21 protein-coding genes are annotated in these 25,360 nt (G+C 46.3%); 8 read left to right on the forward strand and 13 right to left on the reverse strand.

Features of this window, described 5'->3' with window-relative positions; all coding sequences use genetic code 11:
- Positions 1–57 precede the first annotated feature (57 nt).
- On the forward strand, positions 58–1,959 hold the full coding sequence (locus HGO26_RS12995) for a methyl-accepting chemotaxis protein (protein WP_168825799.1): 1,902 nt from the start codon (positions 58–60) through the stop codon (positions 1,957–1,959).
- Positions 1,960–2,015: 56 nt separating this feature from the next.
- Here HGO26_RS12995 and metF read toward each other — a convergent pair whose 3' ends face one another.
- The 3 genes from metF to metB all read right to left on the reverse strand — a co-directional run bounded on the left by metF (position 2,016) and on the right by metB (position 6,689).
- On the reverse strand, positions 2,016–2,903 hold the full coding sequence (metF, locus tag HGO26_RS13000; protein WP_012088154.1) for a methylenetetrahydrofolate reductase: 888 nt from the start codon (positions 2,901–2,903) through the stop codon (positions 2,016–2,018).
- 217 nt (positions 2,904–3,120) lie between these two features.
- Positions 3,121–5,514, reverse strand: a complete 2,394-nt coding sequence (locus HGO26_RS13005; RefSeq protein WP_168825629.1) for a bifunctional aspartate kinase/homoserine dehydrogenase II — start codon at positions 5,512–5,514, stop codon at positions 3,121–3,123.
- An 11-nt stretch (positions 5,515–5,525) separates the two neighbouring features.
- The gene (gene metB, locus HGO26_RS13010; RefSeq protein WP_168825631.1) at positions 5,526–6,689 is read right to left on the reverse strand and encodes a cystathionine gamma-synthase; all 1,164 of its coding nucleotides are present in this window, start codon (positions 6,687–6,689) and stop codon (positions 5,526–5,528) included.
- A 212-nt stretch (positions 6,690–6,901) separates the two neighbouring features.
- Here metB and metJ point away from each other — a divergent pair, with 212 nt between their 5' ends.
- Both metJ and HGO26_RS13020 read left to right on the forward strand, forming a co-directional pair.
- Positions 6,902–7,216 (forward strand): met regulon transcriptional regulator MetJ, encoded by a 315-nt coding sequence (gene metJ, locus HGO26_RS13015; protein WP_105251319.1) that lies wholly within the window; start codon positions 6,902–6,904, stop codon positions 7,214–7,216.
- A 134-nt stretch (positions 7,217–7,350) separates the two neighbouring features.
- Positions 7,351–8,094 (forward strand): sulfite exporter TauE/SafE family protein, encoded by a 744-nt coding sequence (locus HGO26_RS13020; protein WP_113940051.1) that lies wholly within the window; start codon positions 7,351–7,353, stop codon positions 8,092–8,094.
- Between the two features lie 106 nt (positions 8,095–8,200).
- Here HGO26_RS13020 and nrfD read toward each other — a convergent pair whose 3' ends face one another.
- The 5 genes from nrfD to HGO26_RS13045 all read right to left on the reverse strand — a co-directional run bounded on the left by nrfD (position 8,201) and on the right by HGO26_RS13045 (position 13,704).
- Positions 8,201–9,148 carry an NrfD/PsrC family molybdoenzyme membrane anchor subunit gene (gene nrfD / locus HGO26_RS13025; RefSeq protein WP_105251317.1) on the reverse strand — a complete coding sequence of 316 codons (948 nt, stop codon included), beginning with the start codon at positions 9,146–9,148 and terminating at the stop codon, positions 8,201–8,203.
- A gap of 2 nt (positions 9,149–9,150) precedes the next feature.
- A complete protein-coding gene (locus tag HGO26_RS13030; protein ID WP_105251316.1) occupies positions 9,151–9,717 on the reverse strand; it encodes a 4Fe-4S dicluster domain-containing protein in 567 nt (188 codons plus the stop codon).
- 12 nt (positions 9,718–9,729) lie between these two features.
- Positions 9,730–12,012, reverse strand: a complete 2,283-nt coding sequence (gene phsA, locus HGO26_RS13035) for a thiosulfate reductase PhsA (protein WP_168825633.1) — start codon at positions 12,010–12,012, stop codon at positions 9,730–9,732.
- Positions 12,013–12,454: 442 nt separating this feature from the next.
- Positions 12,455–13,117 carry a pentapeptide repeat-containing protein gene (locus HGO26_RS13040; RefSeq protein WP_168825635.1) on the reverse strand — a complete coding sequence of 221 codons (663 nt, stop codon included), beginning with the start codon at positions 13,115–13,117 and terminating at the stop codon, positions 12,455–12,457.
- Between the two features lie 104 nt (positions 13,118–13,221).
- Complete coding sequence (locus HGO26_RS13045) at positions 13,222–13,704, reverse strand: SRPBCC family protein (protein WP_168825637.1); 483 nt, start codon at positions 13,702–13,704, stop codon at positions 13,222–13,224.
- 247 nt (positions 13,705–13,951) lie between these two features.
- Between HGO26_RS13045 and HGO26_RS13050 the strand changes: the two genes are divergently transcribed.
- From HGO26_RS13050 to HGO26_RS13065, 4 genes are all read left to right on the forward strand, one after another.
- On the forward strand, positions 13,952–14,380 hold the full coding sequence (locus HGO26_RS13050; RefSeq protein ID WP_168825639.1) for a hypothetical protein: 429 nt from the start codon (positions 13,952–13,954) through the stop codon (positions 14,378–14,380).
- Complete coding sequence (locus tag HGO26_RS13055; RefSeq protein WP_168825641.1) at positions 14,367–15,470, forward strand: phosphoribosylaminoimidazolesuccinocarboxamide synthase; 1,104 nt, start codon at positions 14,367–14,369, stop codon at positions 15,468–15,470. Before HGO26_RS13050 ends, HGO26_RS13055 begins: the two co-directional genes overlap by 14 nt.
- Positions 15,471–15,947: 477 nt before the next feature.
- Complete coding sequence (locus HGO26_RS13060; RefSeq protein WP_168825643.1) at positions 15,948–16,853, forward strand: endonuclease/exonuclease/phosphatase family protein; 906 nt, start codon at positions 15,948–15,950, stop codon at positions 16,851–16,853.
- A gap of 9 nt (positions 16,854–16,862) precedes the next feature.
- Positions 16,863–17,336 carry a hypothetical protein gene (locus HGO26_RS13065; RefSeq protein ID WP_168825645.1) on the forward strand — a complete coding sequence of 158 codons (474 nt, stop codon included), beginning with the start codon at positions 16,863–16,865 and terminating at the stop codon, positions 17,334–17,336.
- Between the two features lie 616 nt (positions 17,337–17,952).
- Here the strand turns inward: HGO26_RS13065 and HGO26_RS13070 are convergent.
- From HGO26_RS13070 to HGO26_RS13085, 4 genes are all read right to left on the reverse strand, one after another.
- Complete coding sequence (locus tag HGO26_RS13070; protein WP_105251308.1) at positions 17,953–18,531, reverse strand: porin family protein; 579 nt, start codon at positions 18,529–18,531, stop codon at positions 17,953–17,955.
- A gap of 615 nt (positions 18,532–19,146) precedes the next feature.
- Complete coding sequence (locus tag HGO26_RS13075; RefSeq protein ID WP_105251307.1) at positions 19,147–19,998, reverse strand: class I SAM-dependent DNA methyltransferase; 852 nt, start codon at positions 19,996–19,998, stop codon at positions 19,147–19,149.
- A 140-nt stretch (positions 19,999–20,138) separates the two neighbouring features.
- The gene (locus HGO26_RS13080) at positions 20,139–20,915 is read right to left on the reverse strand and encodes an EAL domain-containing protein (protein WP_168825647.1); all 777 of its coding nucleotides are present in this window, start codon (positions 20,913–20,915) and stop codon (positions 20,139–20,141) included.
- A gap of 204 nt (positions 20,916–21,119) precedes the next feature.
- Complete coding sequence (locus HGO26_RS13085; RefSeq protein WP_006083233.1) at positions 21,120–21,833, reverse strand: oxidative stress defense protein; 714 nt, start codon at positions 21,831–21,833, stop codon at positions 21,120–21,122.
- Between the two features lie 417 nt (positions 21,834–22,250).
- On the opposite strand from HGO26_RS13085, the gene rimO reads away from it, so the two are divergent.
- Positions 22,251–23,669 carry a 30S ribosomal protein S12 methylthiotransferase RimO gene (gene rimO / locus HGO26_RS13090; RefSeq protein WP_168825649.1) on the forward strand — a complete coding sequence of 473 codons (1,419 nt, stop codon included), beginning with the start codon at positions 22,251–22,253 and terminating at the stop codon, positions 23,667–23,669.
- A 245-nt stretch (positions 23,670–23,914) separates the two neighbouring features.
- On the opposite strand, the gene fumC is transcribed toward rimO, so the two are convergent.
- Positions 23,915–25,318, reverse strand: a complete 1,404-nt coding sequence (gene fumC / locus HGO26_RS13095) for a class II fumarate hydratase (protein WP_168825651.1) — start codon at positions 25,316–25,318, stop codon at positions 23,915–23,917.
- Between the last annotated feature and the right edge of the window lie 42 nt (positions 25,319–25,360).

A 25,360-nucleotide genomic window follows, 5' to 3' on the forward strand; every position in this document is an offset into this window, starting at 1 on the left:
CTATAATATCAAACGGATAAATTGAGTTGATTTGCACATGAATTGGAGGCTGTTTTGATAAATCTAAAAATTAGTACGAGGATCGTTATTGGGATCTGTCTATTACTGTTAACAGTAATGAGCTTTATCATGCCGCTCGTTCTCTCTGAATTCAGTCGCCAAGTTGCAGAATCCGAGCAAAGAGAACTCCATAAGATCTATGAAACCGCTGTTGCCGAGATAGCCTCATCGGGCAAATTAGCCGAAGCAATGGCAACCATCATCTCACTCACGCCAGAAGTTCAAAGCACCTTTGCAACAGGTGAACGTGATGAACTCACCGCCCGTACCTTACCTATATTTACTCAACTAAAGCGCGATTTTGCGGTTCAGCAATTCCAATTTCATAGGCCACCTGCCACTTCTTTTCTACGCTTGCATCGTCCCGAAAAATTTGGCGATGATCTCACCAGCATACGCAAGACCATAGTTGAAACAAATAGCCAAAAGCGCCCTCTTTATGGCTTGGAATATGGAGTGGAAGGATTAGGTATTCGTGGTTTAGTTCCAATGACTTACAACGGACAACACACGGGCTCAGTTGAGTTTGGCATGTCCTTCGGTCAACCCTTTTTTGATAATTTTAAACAAGCCTATCAAGCAGAAATTGCCCTCATCTTGCCAGATGATTCAGGTTACAAGTTATTTGGCGCTACATTCACGCCTGATACCCAAGCGGCAGATGAACTCAATAACGTCATGCAAGGCCATGAAGTCATACGCACTATTTCCTTAAATAACAAAACCTACGCCCTGTATCGCAACGCCATAAAAGATTACTCAGGAAACGTGTTTGGCGTACTCGATATTGCGATGGATAGAACCCATTCAGAACAAGCGATAGCGGATATTCGCCTTAAGTTGATCCTTATCGGTTTAGTGGCTCTGGTCATTGGAACCGCCATTGCTTGGTTTATTGCCAAAGGGATTACTCGCCCTATCGCTGAAACCACCCAAGCCATGAATGATATCGCTGAAGGTGAAGGCGATTTAACCCGCAGAATCGCGGTAAAAGGTAAGGATGAAATTGCTGAATTATCGATGGCATTCAACCGCTTTGTAGAAAAAATTCACAACACAGTTTCCCACGTCGCCGACTCAACAAGCCTGCTCGCCACCTCTGCTGAAGAAATGTCGAGCATTACGCGGGAAACCCAGAAGATGGCGAGTCGTCAGCACCTCGAAACTGAGCAAGTTGCCACCGCAATGAATGAAATGGCCGCAACGGTTCAAGAAGTTGCCCATAACGCGACCGATGCGGCCGATGCCGCCAATCATGCCAATGACTCAACCGAACAAGGCAAATTGGTTGTACAAAAAGTGGTAACTACTATCGCCATATTGGCCGAGGAAATAGCCACAGCAGCGAGTGCAATCAATGAATTAGAGCGTAATACCGCTGAAATTGATTCTGTGCTTGTGGTTATCCGTAATATTGCCGACCAAACTAATTTACTCGCACTCAATGCGGCAATTGAAGCCGCAAGGGCGGGAGAACAAGGTCGAGGGTTTGCGGTCGTTGCCGATGAAGTACGCACTCTGGCGAGTCGTACTCAAGCATCTACAACGGAAATTCAGCAGATGATCGAAGCGCTTCAGCATAAAGCTAAGTCCACAGTCAATGCGATGGAAACCAGCACCCGTACCACCCAAAGCTGTGTATCCCAAGTTCACCAAGCGGGTGAAGCACTCGAAGCCATTACCCATGCGGTTTCCACCATTAGCCAGATGAATATCCAGATCGCCAGCGCTGCAAATGAGCAATGTGCGGTTTCGGCAGAAATTAATAAAAATGTTAATAACATCAATGATATTGCGACCAATGCGACAGATAGTGCGGTACAAACTGCACGCGCTGGCGATGAACTTGCCCAACTCGCAGCCCGTTTAACAACTTTATTAGCTCAATTTAGAATTTAAACAAAACAAAACGCCGCATTCTCTGCGGCGTTTTTATTAGCTTATTTTATAAGGTTTTATTTAGGACGCACGCCTAAAGTGTGGCAAATCGCGTAGGTCAATTCGGCGCGATTTAAGGTGTAGAAATGGAAATCCTTCACGCCTTCGCGGGACAGCACTTTCACCATGTCGATGGCCACGTTTGCCCCCACCAATTGGCGTGTACCCGCATCGTTTTCTAGGCCGTCGAATTGCTTATGTAACCAATTAGGTAACGACACATTGGTCATGCCAGCAAAACGTTTTAGCTGGGTAAAGTTAGTCACAGGTAAAATGCCCGGCACGATTTCAACGTCGATACCGGCGGCAACGCAGCGATCACGAAAACGCAGGTAGGATTCCACATCGAAGAAAAATTGGGTAATAGCACGGCTGGCACCCGCATCAATCTTACGCTTAAGGTTGATCAAATCCGCCTGTGCATTGCTCGCATCGGGATGCACTTCTGGATAAGCCGCAACTGAAATATCAAAGTCAGCCACTGAGCGCAGCAAACGCACTAAATCCACCGCAAAACGGGTTGGCTTGGGGCTGCCTGCGGGCAAATCACCACGCAGTGCCACTATGTCACGAATGCCCGATTTCCAATAATGCTTAGCCAGTTCTAACAGCTCTTCATCGCTGGCATCCACTAAGGTTAAGTGCGGCGCGGCAACGAGGTCGGTTTCCTGTTGGATACGTTCAATCACGCCATGGGTGCGGTCGCGCACGCCTGAGTTAGCACCGTAAGTCACAGACACAAACTTAGGATTAAGCGGCTCTAAACGACGAATAGAGTTCCACAGTATCTGTTCCATTTCGGGGGTCGATGGCGGGAAAAACTCAAAAGAAACATTAATATCGCCATTAAGCTCAGACAAGCTCTGGTTTAGCGATTGTGAATGTTGTGCGTGATGAAAAGCCATGTGTATTTCCTCAACCGCCCTTGGCGCTACTCTTTGCTAGTATGAATTCGTTAAAATGGACGTTTGGACGTCTATATGTCCATATACTAGAGAAACTGAGATGTAAGTCAAGCCCAAAAATACCCATAAACCGCATTTAATCTCGGTTAATTCAATAGATTTATTCTAGCCAATAAAAAAGGACTCGAATGAGTCCTTTAAGAAGCTTGATACCGCGTTATTCCTGCAGCAGATCGCGACAGATCTGGGTCAGATCCGACTGCACCGCCGCCGCTGTCACTTCGCGTCCGGCGCCCGGTCCACGGATGATCAGCGGATTACCTTGGTAGAAGACACTGCGGATCACAAACACATTATCACCAGGGGTTAAGTTGGCGTAAGGGTGATGGGTATCGATCCACTGTAAACCCACTTCTGCCTTGAACTCTGGGCCGCTATTGTCTAAGGATGCCACATATCTGAGCACCTTATTTTGCTCCGCCGCCGCACCATACTGTTGCAGCAGATCGGCATCTAACTCGGCAATGCGGGTGAGAAATTGATCTAAGGGAATATCCGCCAAAGCGGCTGGTACGAGTGAGCGCAGCTCAATATCTTCGAGCTCGATTTCAAGGCCAATTTCACGGGCCAAAATAAGCAGTTTACGCTGCATATCACGACCGGAGAGATCGTCGCGGGGATCGGGTTCAGTAATACCTAAGCCTCTGGCTTCAATCACTAATTCTGAAAATGGCTTACTAGTATCGTATTTCTCAAACAACCAACACAAGGTGCCGGAGAAAATCCCGCCCACCGCTTCAACGCTATCACCGCTGTTACGCAGATCATTTAGCGCATGTTGGATAGGTAAACCTGCGCCACAGCTGGCGTTATAGCGCCAAAACAAACGACGGTTACCCAGTTGCTGCTTTAACTCTCGATAGAAAGGCAGTGGACCCGAGCCCGCAAGTTTATTCGCGCTCACCACATGGATGCCACGCTCGAACAGTTCTGGATATTGCAGCGTCAAACTGGCGCTGGCACTGATATCTAAGGCCACCAGCTCATCGCAGTTAACTTTCTCTAATTGCTCGAATAAATGTTCATACTGCCAAGGTGTTGCTTCAGTATTAAACTCTGTTTGCCACGCGGCAAGATTAATCCCAGTGGATTTAATCAAGGCTTTACTCGAACTGACCAAACCGACTAACTCAACACAGGCTTCGAGTTCATGGTCCAATGATGGTGAAACCGACTTAAACAGATCAATCCAAGCCTCACCGATATTACCCACACCGAGCAGCAGGACGCCAATGCGTTTACGCGGGCCAGCGCAGCGACGGTGAACTTTTTGGGTTAACAGATTCACCTGTGACTGGGGCACTAACGTCACTAAACTTAAATCGCCACTGAACAAAGGTTTAGCATCACGGCTTAGTAAACGGGCGAAGCTGCGACGATAATGTTCAGCGTCAGCACTCACTAATGCGACTAAACCAAAATCTGTGTTGATCTGCTGATCGCTGATCCCTAATGCTTCTGCCTCGGCATCGAGTAATCTTTGAACTTGTTTTTGATTTTCAGCGGTATAGGCAAGTTCAACCCTTTGATGGGCAGAGGTCCAATGGGCCAATGGCGTTAAACCCGCGGCTATCAATAGATCTAATAAACGGGTTAACTCACCCGTGAGTTTAAAGCCGAATAGGACCACAGCATTGAGGTTAGTCACCACAGGCGCGCTCGCCGACGAACTGTGGGGCGCGATTAAGGTAAAGTCTGTGTGGGACGCATAACTTGAACGCACCGCTAAGCTCACTTCGGTATTGAATAACGGCTGCAAAGTGCGCGAATGCAATACTGGCGAGCCTAAACGCGCTAGGCGATCGGCTTCGGCAAGTGACATACTTTTCAGTAACTTGGCATCGTTGATTTTATTAGGATCGGCGTTGAACACCCCTTCCACATCGGTCCAAATGGTCACGCGCTCGATATCGGCGAGACTCGCAATCAGGCTGGCACTAAAATCTGAACCATTACGGCCAAGTAATAGGGTATCGCCACGCTCGTTAGCACAGATAAAACCTGTGATCACTAAGCGTTCATTGGGATGCGCGGCTAATAGGGCTTGTACTTTAGCGCGGGATTCTTGTACCCGAATTTGCGGCACAGCGGCTTCATCGGCCACTAAAATTGAACAGGCATCCACATGGCTTGCCGCCACGCCAGATTCGCGCAGTAGCGCCGCCATTAAACGTGCCGACCAACGTTCGCCAAAGCTCACCACATGATTGATTTGGTATTCATTGCGCTCATCTAAGGCCAACAAGCTGATGAGTTGCGCTTTATCTGTGGCCAAACGCTCACGCAGATCGCGGGCTTGTTCATTCGACAACAACTGCTCAATCAACCCCTGTTGGTAGCTGATCAGCACTTGTAACTCTTCTTGCCATAGCTGACCCGCATCACGCAGCGCTAATAATTTATACAGGAAATTCGTGCTTTTACCCGCCGCAGAGACCACCACAAGATCATCACTATGACCGTGGGTTAACAGGATATGGGCGACTCGGCGATAACAATCGGCATCCGCTAAACTGGAGCCACCAAATTTATGTAAGTGACAACGTGCCATCTATTATTCCTCTACTGACAAGCCGCAACGGCGGCTAATCCTGCTTGAATATCTGCAACTAAATCGGCGGCATCTTCAATACCCACCGATAGACGCAATAGGGTGTCCTTAATACCAGCCTCGAAGCGCGCCTGCGGCTCCATGGCTCTGTGGGTCATAGTGGCGGGCACTGCCACTAAACTTTCGACGCCACCTAAACTTTCCGCCACGCTAAATAAGCTGAGTGCACCTAAAAAGGCCACCACTTCGGCCTCGCCGCCTTTGAGCTCAAAGCTCAGCATAGCGCCAAAGCCCTGTTGTTGCTTGGCCGCAATGGCGTGACCAGGGTGATCCGCAAGCCCTGGGTAATAGACTTTGCTCACCACAGGGCTTTGCGTTAATACCTCAATAATACGCTGGGCATTGGCTTGATGCTCGCGAATACGCACAGCTAAGGTACGTAGGCCGCGCAGGGTCAGATAACTGTCAAAGGCTGACCCCGTTAAGCCTAGAGTGTTCGACCACCAATGTAAGCTTTCACCGATTTGCGCGTCTTTGGCGACCACAGCGCCGCCGACCACATCGCTATGACCATTGATATATTTAGTGGTGGAGTGGATAACGATATCCGCGCCTAACAATAGGGGTTGTTGCAATATTGGCGATAAAAAAGTGTTATCGACCACCACCAGCGCGCCGACCCCATGGCTCGCCTTAGCAATGGCTTCGATATCTACCACACGCAATAACGGGTTCGATGGGGTTTCGAGCCACACCATCTTAGGATTCTGCGCAATGGCGGCGGCTAACGCTTGGCTGTCGGTTTGGTCGACCACAATGAGCTTAAACTGGCCTTTCTTCGCCAAGTTGGTAAATAAACGGTAGGAACCACCATAGCAATCATGGGGCACAACTAATAGGTCATCGGGGCCGAGCAAAGTCGTCACTAAGGTGATGGCCGCCATGCCAGTGCACGTCACTATGCCAGTGGCGCCCTTTTCTAATTGGGCTAATGCTTCGCCTAAAATGCAGCGCGTTGGGTTGCCTGAACGACTGTAATCGAATTCGCGGGGATTTTTATGACCATCGAAGGCGTAATTAGTCGACAAATAAATCGGTGGCACAACTGCACCATATTGAGTATCGCTTTCGATACCCTGACGCACTGCCAGTGTGGCTAATTGACGCTCTGCCATGGGTGGACTCCTAAATTCGGTAGACTGATAGAGATGTCTGGACGTCTAAATGTACCTAAGCCCAACGCCATCGTCAATAGGCGTGAAGACGTTTAGACGTCTGAACATAAAGAAATCTGTTTGCAATCACAAAGAAATAGTAGCAATAATTTGACTGTTCTTTGTAAGGGTTTAAAATCTGCCCCGAATTTAGCGTTATAACAGGTGAGTCAATGACTGAATGGAATGGGGAATACATCAGCCCCTATGCTGAACATGGCAAGAAGAATGAACAAGTAAAAAAAATTACTGTGTCTATTCCGCTCAAAGTGCTTAAGGTCCTCACGGACGAACGTACTCGTCGTCAGGTCAATAATTTGCGTCACGCCACCAACAGCGAGCTGTTGTGTGAGGCATTTTTGCACGCCTACACTGGCCAGCCATTGCCCAACGATGAAGATCTGTCAAAAGATAACCCAGACAGCATTCCCGCCGAAGCCAAGTTGTTGATGGATCAAATGGGAATAGAGTGGGAAGACATGGAATAGCGACTCGTCGCTTTCAAAGTCATATCACAGTGCTCATCAATAGGGATCGTTAACGATCCCTTTTTGTTTATACCCAAGCGACTTCAAACTTTAAATTTCACCATCTTGAGTTGGTTTGGGATATAGGAAATCCTATGTTTTCTATGATAGATCCACAGACACTCGCCTTAGCCTCGCTGGTCGTGTTTCTGGGCGCCTTAACCCAAAGTCTGATTGGGTTTGGACTTGCGGTTGTCGCCAGTCCTTTGCTGTATATCGTCGATCCACAACTTGTACCTGCGCCTGTTATTGCTATGGGTTTCTCCATCGCCCTGCTGACCTTAGTGCGTGAACGCGGTCACTTAGAATTCAATGGCTTGCAATATGCGCTCCTAGGTCGCGTGCCCGGCGGTTTTATCGGCGCGAGCCTGTTGCTGTTTGCGCCTCAACCTATACTCGGTTTATCCATCGCCGCCATTGTGACTGTCGCAGTGATCCTCAGCCTGTATAAATTCAGCCTGCCAGTGAATAAGAAAACCCTCTTCGGTGCGGGCGTGGTTTCAGGGATCTTCGGCAATATCGCCGCGATTGGTGGCCCGCCGATGGCGATTTTATTGGCAGGCAAAGATGCCTCGCAGTTTCGTGCTGCCCTGTCGGCCTTCTTCATTTTTAGCTCCATGATTGCATTGATCATTTTAGCGATCACTGGCTTATTAGAATTAAAACATCTGTGGCTGTCGTTGATGCTGCTCCCCTCAGTGATTTTAGGTTACTTAGTCGCAGGACGATTAGTGGGCCGTGTCGATAAAGAGAAGACAAAGATGGCGACGTTAGTCCTGTGCAGTATCAGCGCCTTAGTGCTAACGGTGAAGTCGGTTATTGAGTTATTACCCCAATAAGCGTCCTGCTTGTACTGGCAAACCTTCTCAAGATTCAAACAATAAAAAAGCACTGACATTGTCAGTGCTTTTTCTTTATCTATCAATATGTAAAGCTAGATTACACTCAGCTTAAATAGCTTTGCCCTGCGTACACAATAAAGTGTCTTAAGGCGAGTACGCCCGTTAAGCTCGCACAAGCCACCATGATCATCGCGCCCTTAGTGTGGCGAGTCGCGGCGGGTAGCAGCATAAACAGCAATGGAATACCAAAACCTATACCGACAACGCCTATCCAGAACACGCTTGCCCATAACCCAGAAGTTAACGATGCTAAGGCCGCAGCCGCCGCGCCGCCCTTGAAGTACAAGGCGCAGAACAACATGAACAGGAACAGAATTTCAATCGCCATCACAGGCAATTCTAAACCGTGCATCTTCACTAAAGTTTTGTCGTGGCTGTCAGTCTTAAACATCAGCAACGCCAGTACCGCATTTGCCGCAGCGCCCGCCGATAAACCCGACACTAAAAACAGCGCAGGCAGTACCGCAGTGTTGAGCATAGGATAGGCATTCATCGCCGAAATCAAGAAGCCAGTGTAAGCCCCTACGCCAATGGCCAGGACAAACAACAATACTTCAATCAGCTTTCGAAATGGCATAAGTAACTTAGCGATAGGTGTTAGGAAACCCAAACCCCATTTTGGTAAGTCATCCCGCAGCACAATAATGGCGTACGCAAAAGCTAAGGGAGAATACGCCAGCAGCGCCAGCACCCCGATTGCCATCACAGACTGGAAGTTATAGTGAATTAAGATCAACCAAAAGTGGAATGGTTTGGTTAAGTCAAACACTAAGCAAGCTAGACCTAAGCTAATTGCTACAGGCCCAATAATGGCTGCCGCCTTAAGAATGCTGCTTTCAGCTCCCGCGCTGAGTTCCTTATTCGCCCAGCGTAAACCAATGCCAATCAATAAACTGCCCGCGGATAACCCCGCCATAAACAGGTAAACGGCGATGACCCAGTGCCAAGTGACAGGATCATATTGCGCCATGTCGCCCCAAGTATTGTTCATAATCAAATCCCCCCTCTTTTGGTAGGAACGCGATATACCCTAGGTTTAGTGCCTAAATGGGTTTTATCTTGGTAAGTGATTTTAGTGTTGAGCATGATGGCCACTTCACTGCGTGGATCATTGGCATCGCCAAACACTAAGGCATCGGTTGGACACACAGTCACACACGCTGGCTCTTCGCCCCGTGCTAAACGCGTATCCTTACAGAAGTTACACTTATCCGCCGCCTTGGTTTCTGGGTTCATAAAGCGCACTTTATAAGGGCACGCTGCCACACAGTACATACAGCCGACACACTTCTCGGTATGGATAGAGATAATGCCGTCTTCACCCACATAGGCCGCGCCTGTTGGGCACACCTTAACGCAGGGTGCATCTTCACATTGCTGGCAAGATACCCTGTGATATTTGAAATGCAGATTGGGCATCTCACCAAAGGGGCCTTCCACACGCACTTGCAGACGAGTTACGCCTTCGGGTACACCATTTTCACTGCGACACGCCACGTTACAAGCTTGGCAGCCGATGCACTTATTCTCGTCGTGCACCATTACATATCGTTTATTCATTTAAGCCTCCGATTAGCGCTTTGCCAGCGTGACGCCCGTGGTGTGCACTGTCATGCCACACACAGGAGCAGTAACGTGCGGCAGTAAGTTACCGCAGTGGATACCTTTGCCCGTTGCTCTGACCAACTCTTTGTTTTTAGAACCAAAGCCCATGTAAGCAAACACAGTATCTTGGCGAATACCCGGCGTGACTAAGGCATGGCCTTCTTCGGTGCCTACACTGCTGGTGAGGCGGATTGGGTCGCCATTGCTGATCCCTAACTTACCCGCAGTAACAGGGTGAACCCACACAGCGTTATCCGACATCAGGTTAGCGAGCATAGGCACATTGTGGGTTGCGCCATTGGTGTGCACCGCCACTTTGCCTTGGATAAAGTACAGCTCATCTGCTTTTTTAAGATTCACTTCGCGGAACTTGATCACCCCACGGCCCGGTGCCATGGCTTCGACTTTCGCGGAAGTAAGTTCAATTTTGCCACTCGGGGTTTTAAAGGTCAGTGCACTGGCGTAAGTGCCGTCTTCATCGGCAGGTCGCGCATTGGGGTATGCCTTAATAAACTCGGCAACCATCTTAGGCTCGCACAACATAATTGGCTTACCGAAGCTCACGAAACCTTCGTCTTTGATCCGGCGCAGCAGGTCAGTGTCGCGGTTCACCTGCAGCATTTGCAGGGTTTCCATGTTTTCCCATGGATAGAACTCGCCAAGGCCCATAGCCACACCCACATCCTTAAAGATCTGCCAAGAAGGCTTAGTATCACCTAAGGTTTCAACGACCCGTTGGCGCACATAATAGGCCGGATTTTTACCTGACTTATCAGCAATTTCTTCATCACGTTCAAGATAAGTCGATTCAGGTAAAATCACGTCCGCATAGGCGGCGGTTTCGCTGATATACACATCACACACGGCGATAAAGTCGAGCTTTTTCATCGCTTCAACAACGCGTGCTCTGTCTGTCATGGTTTGCATTGGGTTAGTGCGTGACATCACCCAACCGTGTAACTGGTAAGGAACAGCGCTTAATGTGGCATCGAGAATGGTTTGGTAAACGCCGCCCGATGTCCACATCATGGCGTACTGCTCTTCCACCTGATCGATACGTTTCGCTGCTGGTTTTGGCATGTCTTTCACGCCAGGTTTTGCCAATACTGGCGCAACCGCTTCACCGGCAAGCTTGTTGTAATCACCGGGTTTCTGGCCGATATAAATCCCGCCCTTACGCTCAATATTACCAATCAAGACGTTGGCGGCGTACAGGGCGCGGCGCATCTCAAACTCTTCGGTGGTAAAGGTGGCTCTGTGACCAAAATCGACCACGGCATGGGGCGCTTTAGCGGCATATTCGTGGGCGATGCGGCGAATGTCTTTGGCAGGTACATCGGAAATGGTTTCGGCCCATTCAGGGGTATAAGCTTTCACTTCGGCGGCAAAGGCTTCGAAGCCTTCCACATAGCGCGCGACAAATGCCTTGTCGTAAAGATTATCTTCAATCAATACATGGCATAACGCCAAGGCGACGGCCACGTCGGTTCCGGGGCGAATGGCATACCACTCATCGGCTTTATCGGCCACGACGGAGAATCTTGGCTCGAACACCACCAGCTTGGCACCTTTGTCCATTTGCGCCGCCATCATGCCGCGGGTTTCGGACATATTGATGCCTTCGTACAGGTTATGGCCGAAGTTAATGATGTATTTAGAGTTACTTAAATCTCGTTTGACCTTAGTGCCAAAAATAGCCTTAGCGGCAATTTCATAACCGCCGGGGCAAGTCGACGCGTGGGTAAAAGTATTTGGACTACCAAAGGCGGTCGCAAGGTGAAACAAATGCTTTTCTTGTGAGCCCGATTTTGACGAGAATGCCACGGCCTCTGGGCCATGTTCTTTTTTGATTTTATTGAGGTTTTCAGCGATTAATTTATAAGCTTCATCCCAACTGATCTCGGCCCATTTGCCTTCGCCGCGCTCACCGACCCGCTTTAACGGTTTAACGATACGCTGTGGATCGTACAGTAAGCTATGGCCTGCGCCGCCTCGGGCACACACTTTACCGCCAAAGGATTTAGCGGCCTTGTTGCCACTAATGAAGACGTTTTTGCCCTCAATCACCCGCGCCGAAATCGGGCAGCGAGTCGAACACATTTCACAAATACTGGCAATGTCTTTGCCCATGCCCTTTAGCTGCTTATTCTCTAATGCCGCTAAGCTGCCCGGCAGCAGACTGGCCAACGCACACGTGGCGCTGCTCGCTCCTGCTCCCTTTAAAAAGGTTCGCCTATTAAGCTCAATCATGGTTACCTCCATCACGCTCATCCCACCCGCCAGTCGCCACATTGGACGCCATCGAGCAGAGGTTTGCTCACTGATTTGATTACTTTTTTAGTTATAAAGCGTTAAAACAGCGCCACCATATCTTCAAAATACACGGCATACGCTGAATACACTGCTCATCCATAGAGATTGTTATCCCGAAACAGGTAGGTGGGTATTGTGGTAAACCACATGGGGAAGCTCGGTGTGATCTACCGCAACTAAAACCTAAGACTGACCTTGAAATACGTGAATAAGATCAACAGGCTTATTGGGAACAGGCTTTACATCGACGGAGAAGACAGAAAAAAGCCGCCAGTTTGGACACTGGCGGCTTAGAAGAAAACTGACATTACAGTCAATTACGATAACCCTAGCAGGATAAGAACATCTCACTAGCGGGCGCAAACTGATTACAATCGCATTAATCCATTAATTCTATATCGAGGCAGTTGAGCAGCCGAATCGCTTCGTCGCGGCTAAACTTAGCGCCTTTGATTTTATTGTTAAAAATGTCGATATCGTAATTGGATGCCTCGCTGAAATCCGCCTCCAATAATTGAGTTCGACCAAACAGACTATGACTAAAATCCGTGTAGGTGAAATTGGCTTGATTAAAACTGCCCTCGCGAAAATCGACATCGTGGGCCTTACACTCTTCGATGATAATTTCATCGAGGGACAAACCTAAAAATGAGCAATCATTTAGAATGCATTGCTTAAAGGAAAAGGGCGCGGCAAAGGATAAACGTGACCACGCGGCGCGGGTCCAATCGATACCGACTAACTTACATTCTTCAAACTCCACCCCGCTGAACTGACACTGGGGCACTTTCACTAAACTTAAATTGCAACGCACAAAGCGGCAATCGATAAACTTGCATTTACGGAAAGTGCTCTCGCTAAAATGGCAATCTTGAAAGCAACAATCCTCAAACTCGATGCCCTGTAGATCTTGGGCTAATTCCGACAAGCCATTGAACTGTTTTGATAAAAAACTATTGCCTTGCAAAGCCGCGCTTTGCGCTAGTTGCGATGGCGCAAGCACTGATTGTTTAAGTACAGGCACTTCTTTCTGTGACGACATAACACCTCTAATCCTGCCCAATCCCCAGCAATAAAATATGCAGGGCAATTGGGCTAGATACTGCTTATTGTTTACTCTCTGATACGAGGCTTGAGACTCACCGGCTAAATGCTCGCGACGAGTTCCTCAAGCTGGTCGGTCGCCTTAGACCAACCCTGATAAAACCCCATATCCTCATGATTCTGCCTATCTTCACTATTCCAATGCAGCACCCGCGCAGTGTACTTGGTCTTGCCATCTATAGGTTCAAACGTAATAGTAGCCGTCATAAAAGCTTTATCGGACGGCACCCAAGCCTCAGTAAAGGCATCAGTAAATACGATGCGCTCATTCTCAACCACCTCAAGATACACGCCACGATTCGGGAAATCCTGTCCCTCAGGGCTACGCATCACGATCACATTTGAACCACCGGCACGCACATCTAAGCTCGCGCTAGCCACAGTCCACGGCCTTGGCGTAAACCAAATTTTGAGGAGTTCTGGCTCGGTCCACGCGCGGAACAGTTTTTCTGGCGGCGCATCGATAATCCGCTCTAATACTAGCTCTCGTTGATTATCATTATGTACATGCTGACTTGTGCTCATATTCCCTCCATTGGATATTTGGCTTGATGGTCTTGTCGGCTGCAGCTACGTCATAAGCTCGCACATCAGCGCGCTAAAATACAGCCCTTCAACATTAGCTCGTCCGCAGAACACCAGCCCTCCATCATGCTCAGCACTGAGTGTTAGCGCGTGATTCCCTTGCAAATCCTTATGCCCGCTAGATTCAAGCCACAGAACTATATAAAGAGCAGTGTAAAGAGCTATGTAAAGATCTGTGCAAAGAGCGATGCAAATAGCCGTGGCAAATTTTGTCAAAAAAGGTAGAATGTCGCCACTTTTTCGCGGCAGTCTAGAACAAGGTTCTCTCGGATTAATGGTTAGCATTTTCGAGCAAAATGGCACGGGCCCAGCCCGCTTTCGCAGACCACTTTCACTGTGGTGCCAACCTTGCCCTGCGTTTGTTCCATCCCTTGCATTATCTCCACCCAACACAATTCAAACACCGCCCGAAAATACCCCTTTTGCTGTTCAAGATTTAACATCAAATCCCGCAAACTGGCTGAACGCTTTACGCCCTAAGCCAAGCGCGAATAATAAAGCGGTTGCAATGAATCTGGCTGTTGCTAACGCCATAGTCCATCTGCAAACCGACACTTATAAAAACCTTATCCCTACACTCTCTATCCTAAGGAATACTCGTCATGAGTCTTGCTGATTCCGTATTAGCCGTGAATAACGATTTGCCAATCCGCACCGACAGCCCAGTCCACAGCGGCAAGGTTCGCAGCGTTTACTGGCTAACCGATGCCGACAGCCGCCGTTTAATCAAAACCAAGGGCTATAACGTCCCCGAAGATACCCCGCTCGCCATCATGGTGATCAGCGACCGTATCTCGGCCTTCGACTGTATCTTCCACGGTGAAGGTGGCCTCAAAGGCATTCCCGGTAAAGGCGCGGCATTAAACGCGATTTCTAACCACTGGTTTAAACTGTTCGCCGAAAACGGCCTAGCCGACAGCCATATTTTGGATATCCCGCACCCGTTCGTATGGATAGTCCAGAAAGCCCGCCCCATTAAAGTCGAAGCCATTTGCCGCCAGTACATCACAGGCTCAATGTGGCGCGCTTACTCTAAGGGCGAGCGAGTATTCTGTGGTATCACACTGCCAGAAGGCTTAGAGAAAGATCAAAAGCTCCCTGATCTGTTAATCACCCCATCGACTAAGGGTATTTTAACCGGCATCCCAGGCGTGCCAGCCCAAGATGACGTGAACATCAGCCGCAGCGATATCGAAGCCAACTACCAAGCCTTTGGCTTTGAAAAGTTAGAAGATATCGACCTGTACGAGAAGCTGTTAAAAGATGGCTTTAAAGTGATATCAAAAGCACTGACCGACATTGATCAAGTGTTTGTCGACACTAAGTTTGAGTTCGGTTATGTCACCGACAAAGACGGCAATTCAAAACTAATTTACATGGATGAAGTCGGCACTCCAGACTCATCACGTATTTGGGACGGCGCAGCCTACCGCGATGGCAAGATTTTGGAAAACTCCAAAGAGGGTTTCCGCCAATTCCTGCTGAATCATTTCCCAGATCCTGATGTGCTGCTCAACAAAGACAGAATGCCAGAGCGTGAAGCCCTCGCCCGCGACAATGACCTGCCACTTGAGGCCATGATGCAAGTGTCACGCACTTACACCGGCGTTGCCGAGAAGGTGACTGGCGCGGCGATTCCGCTGCCAGCGAATCCTAAGGCAGATATCATTAAGATCCTCAAAGATGAGTATGATCTGATTGTGTAATAGTGAGTTGTAAGCAAATCTGAGGTTTTGGGTGGTTTACCCATAGCTGAATAGTAGAAAAGGCGCTTAGGCGCCTTTTTGTTTAAGTCATTCACAAACTTAACCAATACACCGCTGATAATTAAGCACTGTCATTCCAGTGACACGCCATGAACTCATCCATGAGGGCTCGACGACGGCATCCATGCCGTCAACGGTCACTTACATGCCAATGCTTAATCCCGCCAACCCATCTAGTAATCTGTATGCCTTTTTACAAGCATACACTCTGCAAATTTAACAATGGGTGGCTCGTTAAAACCTTCTAAACAGAGTTATACCAACCATCTTTTTTGAAAATTTAACGATGGTTGTTTCGATAAATCTTACAATCTATTGAAAAAATTATATAAAGAGTGCTATTTTGTTGAAAACAGAATCTAGTTACTATTATTTCTTTAAGAAATACAGTGCAAAACTTTCAATAGGTAGATATAGATGCTGCTTTATAATCTAAGGTTTGGTTGGTGGAATATCGCATTATCACCATCTGCACCGCAAGCAAAGAGTAAAGCTAACACTGTAACTTATCCGGTTTTATGCACACATATTAAAACTTTACTCCAAGATCACTCATGTGATTTCTTGGCGCTTTGCGAAGTATCTTCCGAGGATGTTAGATATTTTTCTGATAATTTAAAATTAGAAGACTTCTCAACATTAAATCTAACTCATAACGTCGGAAAAACTAGATTTGACGTAGCCATCATATATAAAAAATCAAAAATAAAAGTTAGCCATATAAAAAGTCTTTCTAAATTTTTAACAGGCAATACGGTTAAAGCATCACAATTAGTGGAAGTTGAAAACCTAGATGACTCAAAAATAATTTATATATACTTGTGTCATTGGGCAAGCAGGTTAAATGGCAACAGTGAAGATAAACGAGTTGCTGCTGCAAATATCGTTTACAACTCAGCATTAGATCTAATAGAAAATGGTCACGATGTCATTATAATGGGAGATTTTAATGACAATCCTTACGATAAAAGTCTTAATAAATGCTTAAAAGCAAGTCGTTGCCATGATGCAGTAAAAAAATATCCTACAGAGTATTTTTACAACCCATTTTGGCGAAGTATTGTATCTGACAATAGGTATAGTCATGCAGGTATTGCAACCACATATCGCTCAGGTAGTCATAAATACAAACAGTTTATGGGCGAAATATGGCATTCATATGACCAAATAATTGTTTCAGGAAGTTTTATTAACAATAGTTATTGGCACCTTAATGAGTTTAGAACCCAAGTAATAACGCCAGAGGCAATACTTGAAAACTATGAAGATAACAGTCACTTTATAGACCATCTGCCAATTGTATGCGAAATAACTAGAGTATAAGGAGTAAAAATGCCTTTTAACTTTGAAAACTTATTAAACCAAGGAAAAGAATCAGCAAACTTGGTTATTAAAAACAACTCTGAAATAGAGCAGGTAATTGATGCTTTCAGGTCTTCCCTTGCTAGCTTTCTGGAGTTAAACATTAACTTCACAGAAGAAATTGAATATGAGGATGATACAAATATTTTAGCAACTCAAATGAGACTAGCTAGTTTATTTGAACCTAGAAAAAAAACGGGTTACAGCTATATATGTATTAAACATAATGAAACCGGTATCACTAGAAGATTAATAAAAATACAGCGTTCGAATGATGGCTATCCGATTTCAGTCGTGATTGATAAAAGCCATTATATTAGCGATAACCAAGAAGAACTTGCACATGCACTCGGAGCTATAGCTTCTAACTCTCAAACACACCTAACGCTTCGAGCATTTCAAAGAATGGTGGAAGAAAAAAATACACAAACAAAAACGAATTAACCAAAAGATAGGACGCAACTATTTTGAAACAAACAGCCAGCGTCGAGTTCACAGAAGTTCACCTTCCCCTGCGAAGTTGCTGAAGAGCGTTGAAGACTCTTTATTAAAAGGATAGCGCGTGATGCAGACAGGACGTCTGCGTAGCTTTCGGGGGGAAGGGACGCCCCATCGGAAGCGTTAGCTATTTTCGAATAAGCACGAAGCCACTAATCAATGCATGTAACTTCGCTAGGGACGCCGGGGGATTTCCAAAAGGGGAACAGGCGCTTTTCCCCTTTTGGTCGGGTGTGGGGTGAAACCCCACGACTTTGATTCACCTCGGCCGTAAGGCCGCAATAACAGACAAAGAAACAAAGATGGGACATCCGATTACGGCCAACACCGCGACGACAGAAGTCCCCTCGGAGTTGCCGCAGGCGAATAGTTTAATAAAAAATGCATGAGTTCGGTCATAGAGCATCCAAGGGGGAAACCCCACGCCTTTTATCTTTATTTAAAATAAGTGAAACCAAATAAATTTTACAATAAAAATAAAATCAAAGTAAAAAAGGCGTGACACTCAAAGTGTCACGCCTTAATAATTATTACTTGAATTATAAATATTATAAATTACTAATTAGAAGCGATATTCAACACCGATACTGGCTTGATTAAAGTCTGTATCTGTTTTTCCGCCATTGGCGACGCTATCGACATTAATATCTGCATCATACCAAGTGTACTCAGCATTAATTAAAAATCGATCTGTGACTTTAAATGCCACACCGGCGCCGGCGAATACACCTTCACCATCGTCATTGCCAGAAAAACCGACGACGTCATAATCTGTCGAATACCATAACTGACCACCTTTAGCATATAGCTCTACTCGGTCTGCAATGGGAAGCATGACTTTAAGGGCTGCCGTATAACCATCGGTTTCGGCATTTGCTAAACCATTACCATAATCACCAAAGTTAATGTAACTACCTTCAAGAGCAAGGTATTTATTAAACTTATAACCAACAAGGCCCTGCATTACATCACTATTATCATCAAAATCATCATCGCCATCGACTTTTAAATAACCGTAGTTAGCGCCGACATAGATTCCGTTTTCTGCGGCATCACTGTTACTCATGTTATCTGCATGAGAATATGCACTAAAAGAGGCTAAAGAAATAATGGCAGCTAAAGTAAGAATGGGATTTTTCATAAAGTACTCCTAGTTAATTATTTAAATACACTAAGGACATTACAAAAATAATGCCAACCTCGCAAAAACACACTCAGATCAATACACAATGAAAATAATAACCATACTTATCAACACCATAGATTTATTTTAATATTTTAAATTCGAGTTAACTATTTTTATAAAACACATGAAACTTTTTTCATACTTACACTAAAGCCGTGCTAATTCTGTCTTAATGTATTTATTGCCTGTGGAATTGTAACTATTTCATAGGTAACAAAATAAACACACAAAATTATTACATTTAATTAATTACATTATCATTTATATTGTGCGACTTATTTATTAAAGCAAGTTTATTAAAGCAAGCTTTAACGGAAATAATGTGCCGCAGCGTTATGAAAAAGAGTTATGGATAACGAACTAATTGTTAAATATGGACGTTATTTGGCAAGGAATATCCAAAAGGGGAACTGGTACTTTCCCCTTTGGTCAACTCTTGATGAAAAATCAGGAGTGAAGCCCACAACTTTAATTTGGCTTTAAATAAAAACAGACAGAAAGAGAAGCGAGATTTAACAAGTCACACTGACATTATGAGCAGACCTTCTGTTACCAAACTTCAACAGAAGGTCAAATCTTCACGCAAACAAACAGCGCGTTACCTGATGCTAAATCCCACGGGACAATTCTTTCATAATCGTGTTCGAAAACATGCACTTCAAAATAGGGCGCTAATAATTCCTGCAGCTCAGTGAAGCTGGTAGCGACCATAGCATGTTGGTCTTGCCATTGCTCAATACTGTGGACTTCTTGTAAGCCCACTTCTTGCAAACCTGCGGCGTGTAACCCAGCTTCCAGCGAGCCTAAGCCTTTCATATCAGAGACAGGTAAAGGCGAGACCTCAGCAAACGGCTGACTGCTTTTGGCAATACTCAACTTTAATGACTGTTTCTCACCTTGCCCACTGTAATGCCAGCCGGATTCGAATGCGAAATGGCTACCATCAAACTCGGCAAAATGCTTAACCGAACTTGTGTTATCGATTCTGTGCTTATCGACAGTATTAAAACAAAACAGCCCACCATCATTAAGTGCGCTATGCACACTGGCAATACAGCTTTTAAGGCGTTCGATGCAAGCACTGTAATGGATGGAGTATAAAAAACAGGTAATCAAATCGACGCGCTCTTCTAAATAAAAAGCCGTCATATCTTGGAGGTTAAACTGAGCTTCAGGACAACGACGCATGGCCATGTCTAGCATAGGCTGATTAATATCAAGGCCACTGCACTGATAACCAAGGTCGATAAAATGCCGCACATGTGGACCAGTGCCACAGGCTAAATCAAGATGCTGCTTACCATTATTGCCGAGGAACTGATGCAGACGATGGATACTCGCGCTCTGTTGCTGGTAGTTGATATCGGAACACATTAAATCGTAATAACCGGATAAATCGGTATAGAGCGCGTTGGAAGACATAGTAGCGAATAGGTAACAAGGGCAATTTTAGGTGGCGCATGATATATCAGTTAGCCGATATCAGAAACAAAGAATTATCCATCGTGTCTCTGCACGTGTTATCACTCTAATCGTGCAACGATATCAATCCACCTAACCATTTACGTTGGGGCGTGAAAGCTCAGCTCTTCATAGGAACTCAAATATTCGAGTTGTGGTTTGGCAAAATAATACCCCTGAAAATACTCAATCCCTATTCCAGCGAGATAATTAAGTTCGGCTTCAGTCTCAATGCCTTCGGCCAAAACTCTTGTATTAAGCTCTAAACAAATACGCAGTATTTCATCCACGGCTAACTGCTTTTCTCTATCGAGATCGATATCACGGATCAAGGTCATATCAAGTTTTAATACTTGAGGGCGTAGGGCTTCGAGCCAGCTTAAATCAGCAAAACCACTGCCAAAATCATCGATTGCCGTGATAAAACCACGCTTAGCATAGCTCTCGAAGATACGGACTAATTTTGCCCGATCAACAATTTGCTCGCCCTCTGTCACTTCGAACATGATGTTGTGAATATCAAACCCATACATGTCGGCGGCTTCAATCGTCGCGCGGATACAGGTCTCAGGGTTATATACGGCATTAGGTAAAAAGTTGATACTGAGCATCTTATCGAGTCCCAGCTTTGAAGCAGTTTCTATCGCTTTAACACGGCAAGCCTGATCAAAATAGTATTTATTATTTTCATTAATCCGCTCAAACACCCACGCAGCCCCTTCACCATCAGGGCCTCTAACCAGAGCTTCATAACCGCTAATCTCACGACTAGGCCAATGGATAATAGGTTGAAATGCCATTCGAATTTCAAATCCTAATGACTTACCACTTAAGCAATCCATGCAAGTTTGTTGCTTTATTCGAGCGGGAAAATCCATAAACGGCCTCCTAAACATTAACCTTACTAGTGTGAGGATAAATACTTAAATTTGCCAGTTTTTACTGTTCATCATCCTAATAAAATCCATCACATATAGAGTGAAGAATGCTATTTCCAAAAATATAAAACGATTGTAAACGGCATAAAAAAATGGATGAATCCCAATAGGAGCTTCATCCATCACCATATGCCTCTGACTGATTTACTTCAGTTTATAAATCACTTCAACTCTATCTTCTATGCTCACTTGACCATATTGATAACTCTCGGCGGCGCCCATGGCATCGGCTTTAGCGCTCATGCGTAACATGACAGGTTGCACAGGGCGTTGATCGTAATAACGGATCTGCCAGATCTTACCGAGATTTTCACCAAAGCCTTTAGCCAAAGATTCGGCTTTTTGTTTGGCATCCACAATCGCAGCTTGACGTGCCTTAGCGACGTATTCAGCTTCTTTACTCGACTTAAGGGCGATGTTATTCACCCGATTCATGCCCTCTTCTAAGGCTGAATCTAAAATAGCGTTCAAGCGGCTTAAGTCTGTTACCGTCACAGTAATTTGGCGACTGGCAGTATAACCCGTCAGCTCTGGCGCTTTATCCTGCACATAGACGTATTGCGGTTGAAGATTTAAATTCGCGCTCTGGATCTGATCTTTAGTCACACCCGCTGCGGTGAGACGGGCGATAAACTTAGCCACGGCGGCATCGGAATTATCTTTGGCGGCTTTAGCGGTTTTTTCGGTCACGGCCACTTCCACATTCACATCCGCCATATCGGGCTCGACTTGGATTTGGCTCACACCCATGGTTTCAATATGCGGGAAATCGACCTCAGCGGCGAGTACCGCTGGCGCCATAAACGCGCTAGAAAAAAGACCACCCGCCACCAATACCGCTAAAAGAGAATTTTTCATAACTTACTCCAAAATAATGTGCTTATACCTAAACCACTTCAAATAGAACGCATATTCAAAACGAGACGGCTAAAACGACTGTGTCGCTTATTTAGCGCTTAGGCTATCAGTAAAAAGTGCCAATACTTGTGCCAATATGTAACAGCATCAAGAAATTGTCTCTTGCCCCTATAAACGTGGCCAATTTTAAAAAGGGTTAATTTTTCTGAAAATTTTTTAGCGCTTTTTATCCAGATAAGTTCGACCTTGGATCTTTGGCCTATCTTCCTATATCCACACCCAAAATAGGCCTTAGGGTTAACTGGCATATTCAGCGCCCCAGTTGTACACTTTTCAGCCAAAGCTACTGTACCTTTTAATCACTTCAGGTATAATCCGCCATCTTTTTTAAGGCGGCTTATACCTCAGCGAGAAACCATGACAGTTGAAACTTTTAAACCCAAGCAAACGACCACGCTTGATATCCCAGTAAAAACATTAGAAGCAGCAAGCACTAATACTGTTACCACTGGGAATCGCATCGGTTTCGTGTCTTTGGGCTGCCCAAAAAACCTCGTGGATTCAGAGCGTATTCTGACTCAGTTACGCATCGACGGCTACGAAGTCACTAACAGCTACGACAATGCCGACTTAGTTATCGTCAATACCTGCGGCTTTATCGATGCTGCGGTGGAAGAGTCTCTAGATGCTGTGCGTGAAGCCTTAGAAGAAAACGGCAAAGTGATCGTCACTGGCTGCCTTGGCGCCAAAGAAAACCAAATCCGTGAAGTGCACCCAGATGTGTTAGAAATCACTGGCCCACACAGCTACGAAGCCGTGTTAAAGCATGTTCACAAGTACGTGCCTAAGCCAGAGCACAACCCTTTCACCTCGTTAATCCCACAAACTGGGGTTAAGTTAACGCCTAAGCATTACGCTTATTTAAAGATTTCAGAAGGTTGCGACAACCGTTGTACTTTCTGCATCATCCCTTCGCTACGTGGCGATCTCGACAGCCGCCCAGCGGGCAGCATCTTAGATGAAGCTAAGCGTTTAGTGGAATCAGGCGTACAAGAAATTTTAGTTGTGAGCCAAGACACCTCGGCCTACGGCAAAGACAAAGGCGGTCGTACCGATTTTTGGAACGGTATGCCAGTCAAGCAAGACATTACTAGCCTAGCGCGCCAACTGGGTAAAATGGGCGCTTGGGTGCGTCTGCATTACATCTATCCCTACCCATGGGTTGACGATTTGATCCCGCTAATGGCGGAAGGTTTAATCCTGCCGTATTTAGATATTCCAATGCAGCATGCTAGCCCGCGCATTCTCAAGATGATGAAGCGTCCAGGCCGTGTTGACCGTCAGTTAGAAGCGATTCAACGCTGGCGTGAAATTTGTCCCGATCTAGTGATCCGCTCAACCTTCATCGTCGGCTTCCCTGGTGAAACCGAAGAGGATTTCCAAATCCTGCTCGATTTCTTAAAAGAAGCATGTCTTGATCGCGTAGGTTGCTTTAAGTATTCTGAAGTCGATGGCGCTGTCGCCAACACTATCGCCGAGCTTATCAGCGAAGAAGTTAAAGAAGACAGATACCACAGATTTATGGAACTCCAAGCCGAGATCAGCGCCGAGCGTTTAGCCCGTTTCGTTGGCCGTACTTTAGATATTCTGATTGACGATGTCGACGAAGAAGGCGCCATTGGCCGCAGCTTCGCCGATGCACCTGAAATCGACGGCATGGTGTTTATCAATGGTGAAACTGAGCTGGAACCCGGTATGTTGGTTCGTGCCCGCATCACCCATTCAGATGAACACGATCTGTGGGCTGAAGTGGTAGATGCTGACTCCCAAGACTAAGCTGTTCTGATAGAGGACAGGCTATGACTCAAAAAGCGAACCTCTGGTTCGCTTTTTGTTTTTTATCATTCGATGCACCGTAAACATTAACACTGCGAATGCTTCACCATCCTTACTCCACTGTTTGGCCTCACTATCTCATCACACTGTTTCTTTTCATTATCTTGGATCACTATCTTGATTCATTGCCAGCCTCAATTTCGCTGATTTATCAGCAGCTAGGATGAGACGTTATGAATTAAGCATTAAGCATCGGGTCCCAACATCTTATTGGCATCGACCCAAAGCTCGAATTCTTCTGCCGTGACAAACTCAAGTTCTAATGCCGCTTGGCGCAGTGTCTTATGCTCGCTATGGGCTTTTTTGGCTATCTTAGCGGCCTTTTCATAACCGATATGTTGATTAAGCGCCGTCACTAACATGAGTGAGTTCTCCACATGCAGCGCGATTTGTGGCTCGTTCGCCACTATGCCGACCACGCAATGATCATTAAACGATTGGCAAGCATCCCCCAATAAGCGCCCCGATTGCAGCACATTGGCAATAATCATCGGCTTAAACACATTGAGCTCAAACTGACCATTGCTGCCGCCAATCCCAACGGCAACATCATTACCCATGATTTGCGCGCACACCATAGTCATAGCCTCGACCTGAGTCGGGTTCACTTTTCCCGGCATGATCGACGAACCGGGTTCATTTTCAGGCAGTAATAACTCACCAATGCCACAGCGCGGGCCAGAACCTAACATCCTAATATCATTTGCGATCTTCATTAAACTAACCGCCGCCACTTTATAGGCCGCCGACAGGGAGACTAATTCATCGTGGGCAGCAAGGGCAGCAAACTTATTCGGCGCCGTCACAAAGGGCAAGCCCGTGAGTTTTGCGATATTGTCCGCCACCTTAACGGCGTAATCCTTGTGTGTATTCAGCCCAGTGCCCACGGCGGTCGCACCTAAAGCTAACTCGGCTACACGCTTGAGACTGTGCTCAATGCCTTCGATGGCATGACTTAACTGCGCGGCGTAACCCGAAAACTCTTGGCCTAAGGTTAACGGTGTTGCATCCATAAAATGCGTGCGACCGATTTTAACGATTTGCGCAAACTCCTCGACCTTCTTCTGTAAACTCTGCTGCAATAACCTCATGCAGGGCAAAACGAGCTCAACGGCTTGGCGATAGGCGGCAATGTGCATGGCGGTGGGAAAGGTATCGTTGGAGGATTGCGAGCAGTTAACATCATCATTGGGGTGCAAGCATTTAACCGCATCGATAAGTTGCCCACCCGAGAGCACATGGCCGCGATAGGCAATCACCTCATTGACGTTCATATTGGTTTGCGTGCCCGAGCCCGTTTGCCAAATCACTAAAGGAAATTGCGCATCGAGTTCGCCTGCAATCAGCTCATCGCACACTTGGGAAATCAGTTGAGCTTTATCTTGGAGCAAGACGCCAAGCTGTTGATTGGTAATGGCTGCGGCTTTCTTTAAATAGCCAAAAGCGTGGATCACTTCGACAGGCATAGATGCCTCAGCACCAATACGAAAGTGCTGCCGCGAACGCTCGGTTTGTGCGCCCCAATAACAATCGGCGGGGACTTTCACCTCACCCATAGTGTCGTGTTCAACTCGATATTGCTGTGCCATGTGCATCTCCTTCGCTAAAACGCTCTAAGCGTTCACCATACT

It is taken from the genome of Shewanella oncorhynchi, from assembly GCF_012584455.1.
Lineage (GTDB): Bacteria > Pseudomonadota > Gammaproteobacteria > Enterobacterales > Shewanellaceae > Shewanella > Shewanella oncorhynchi.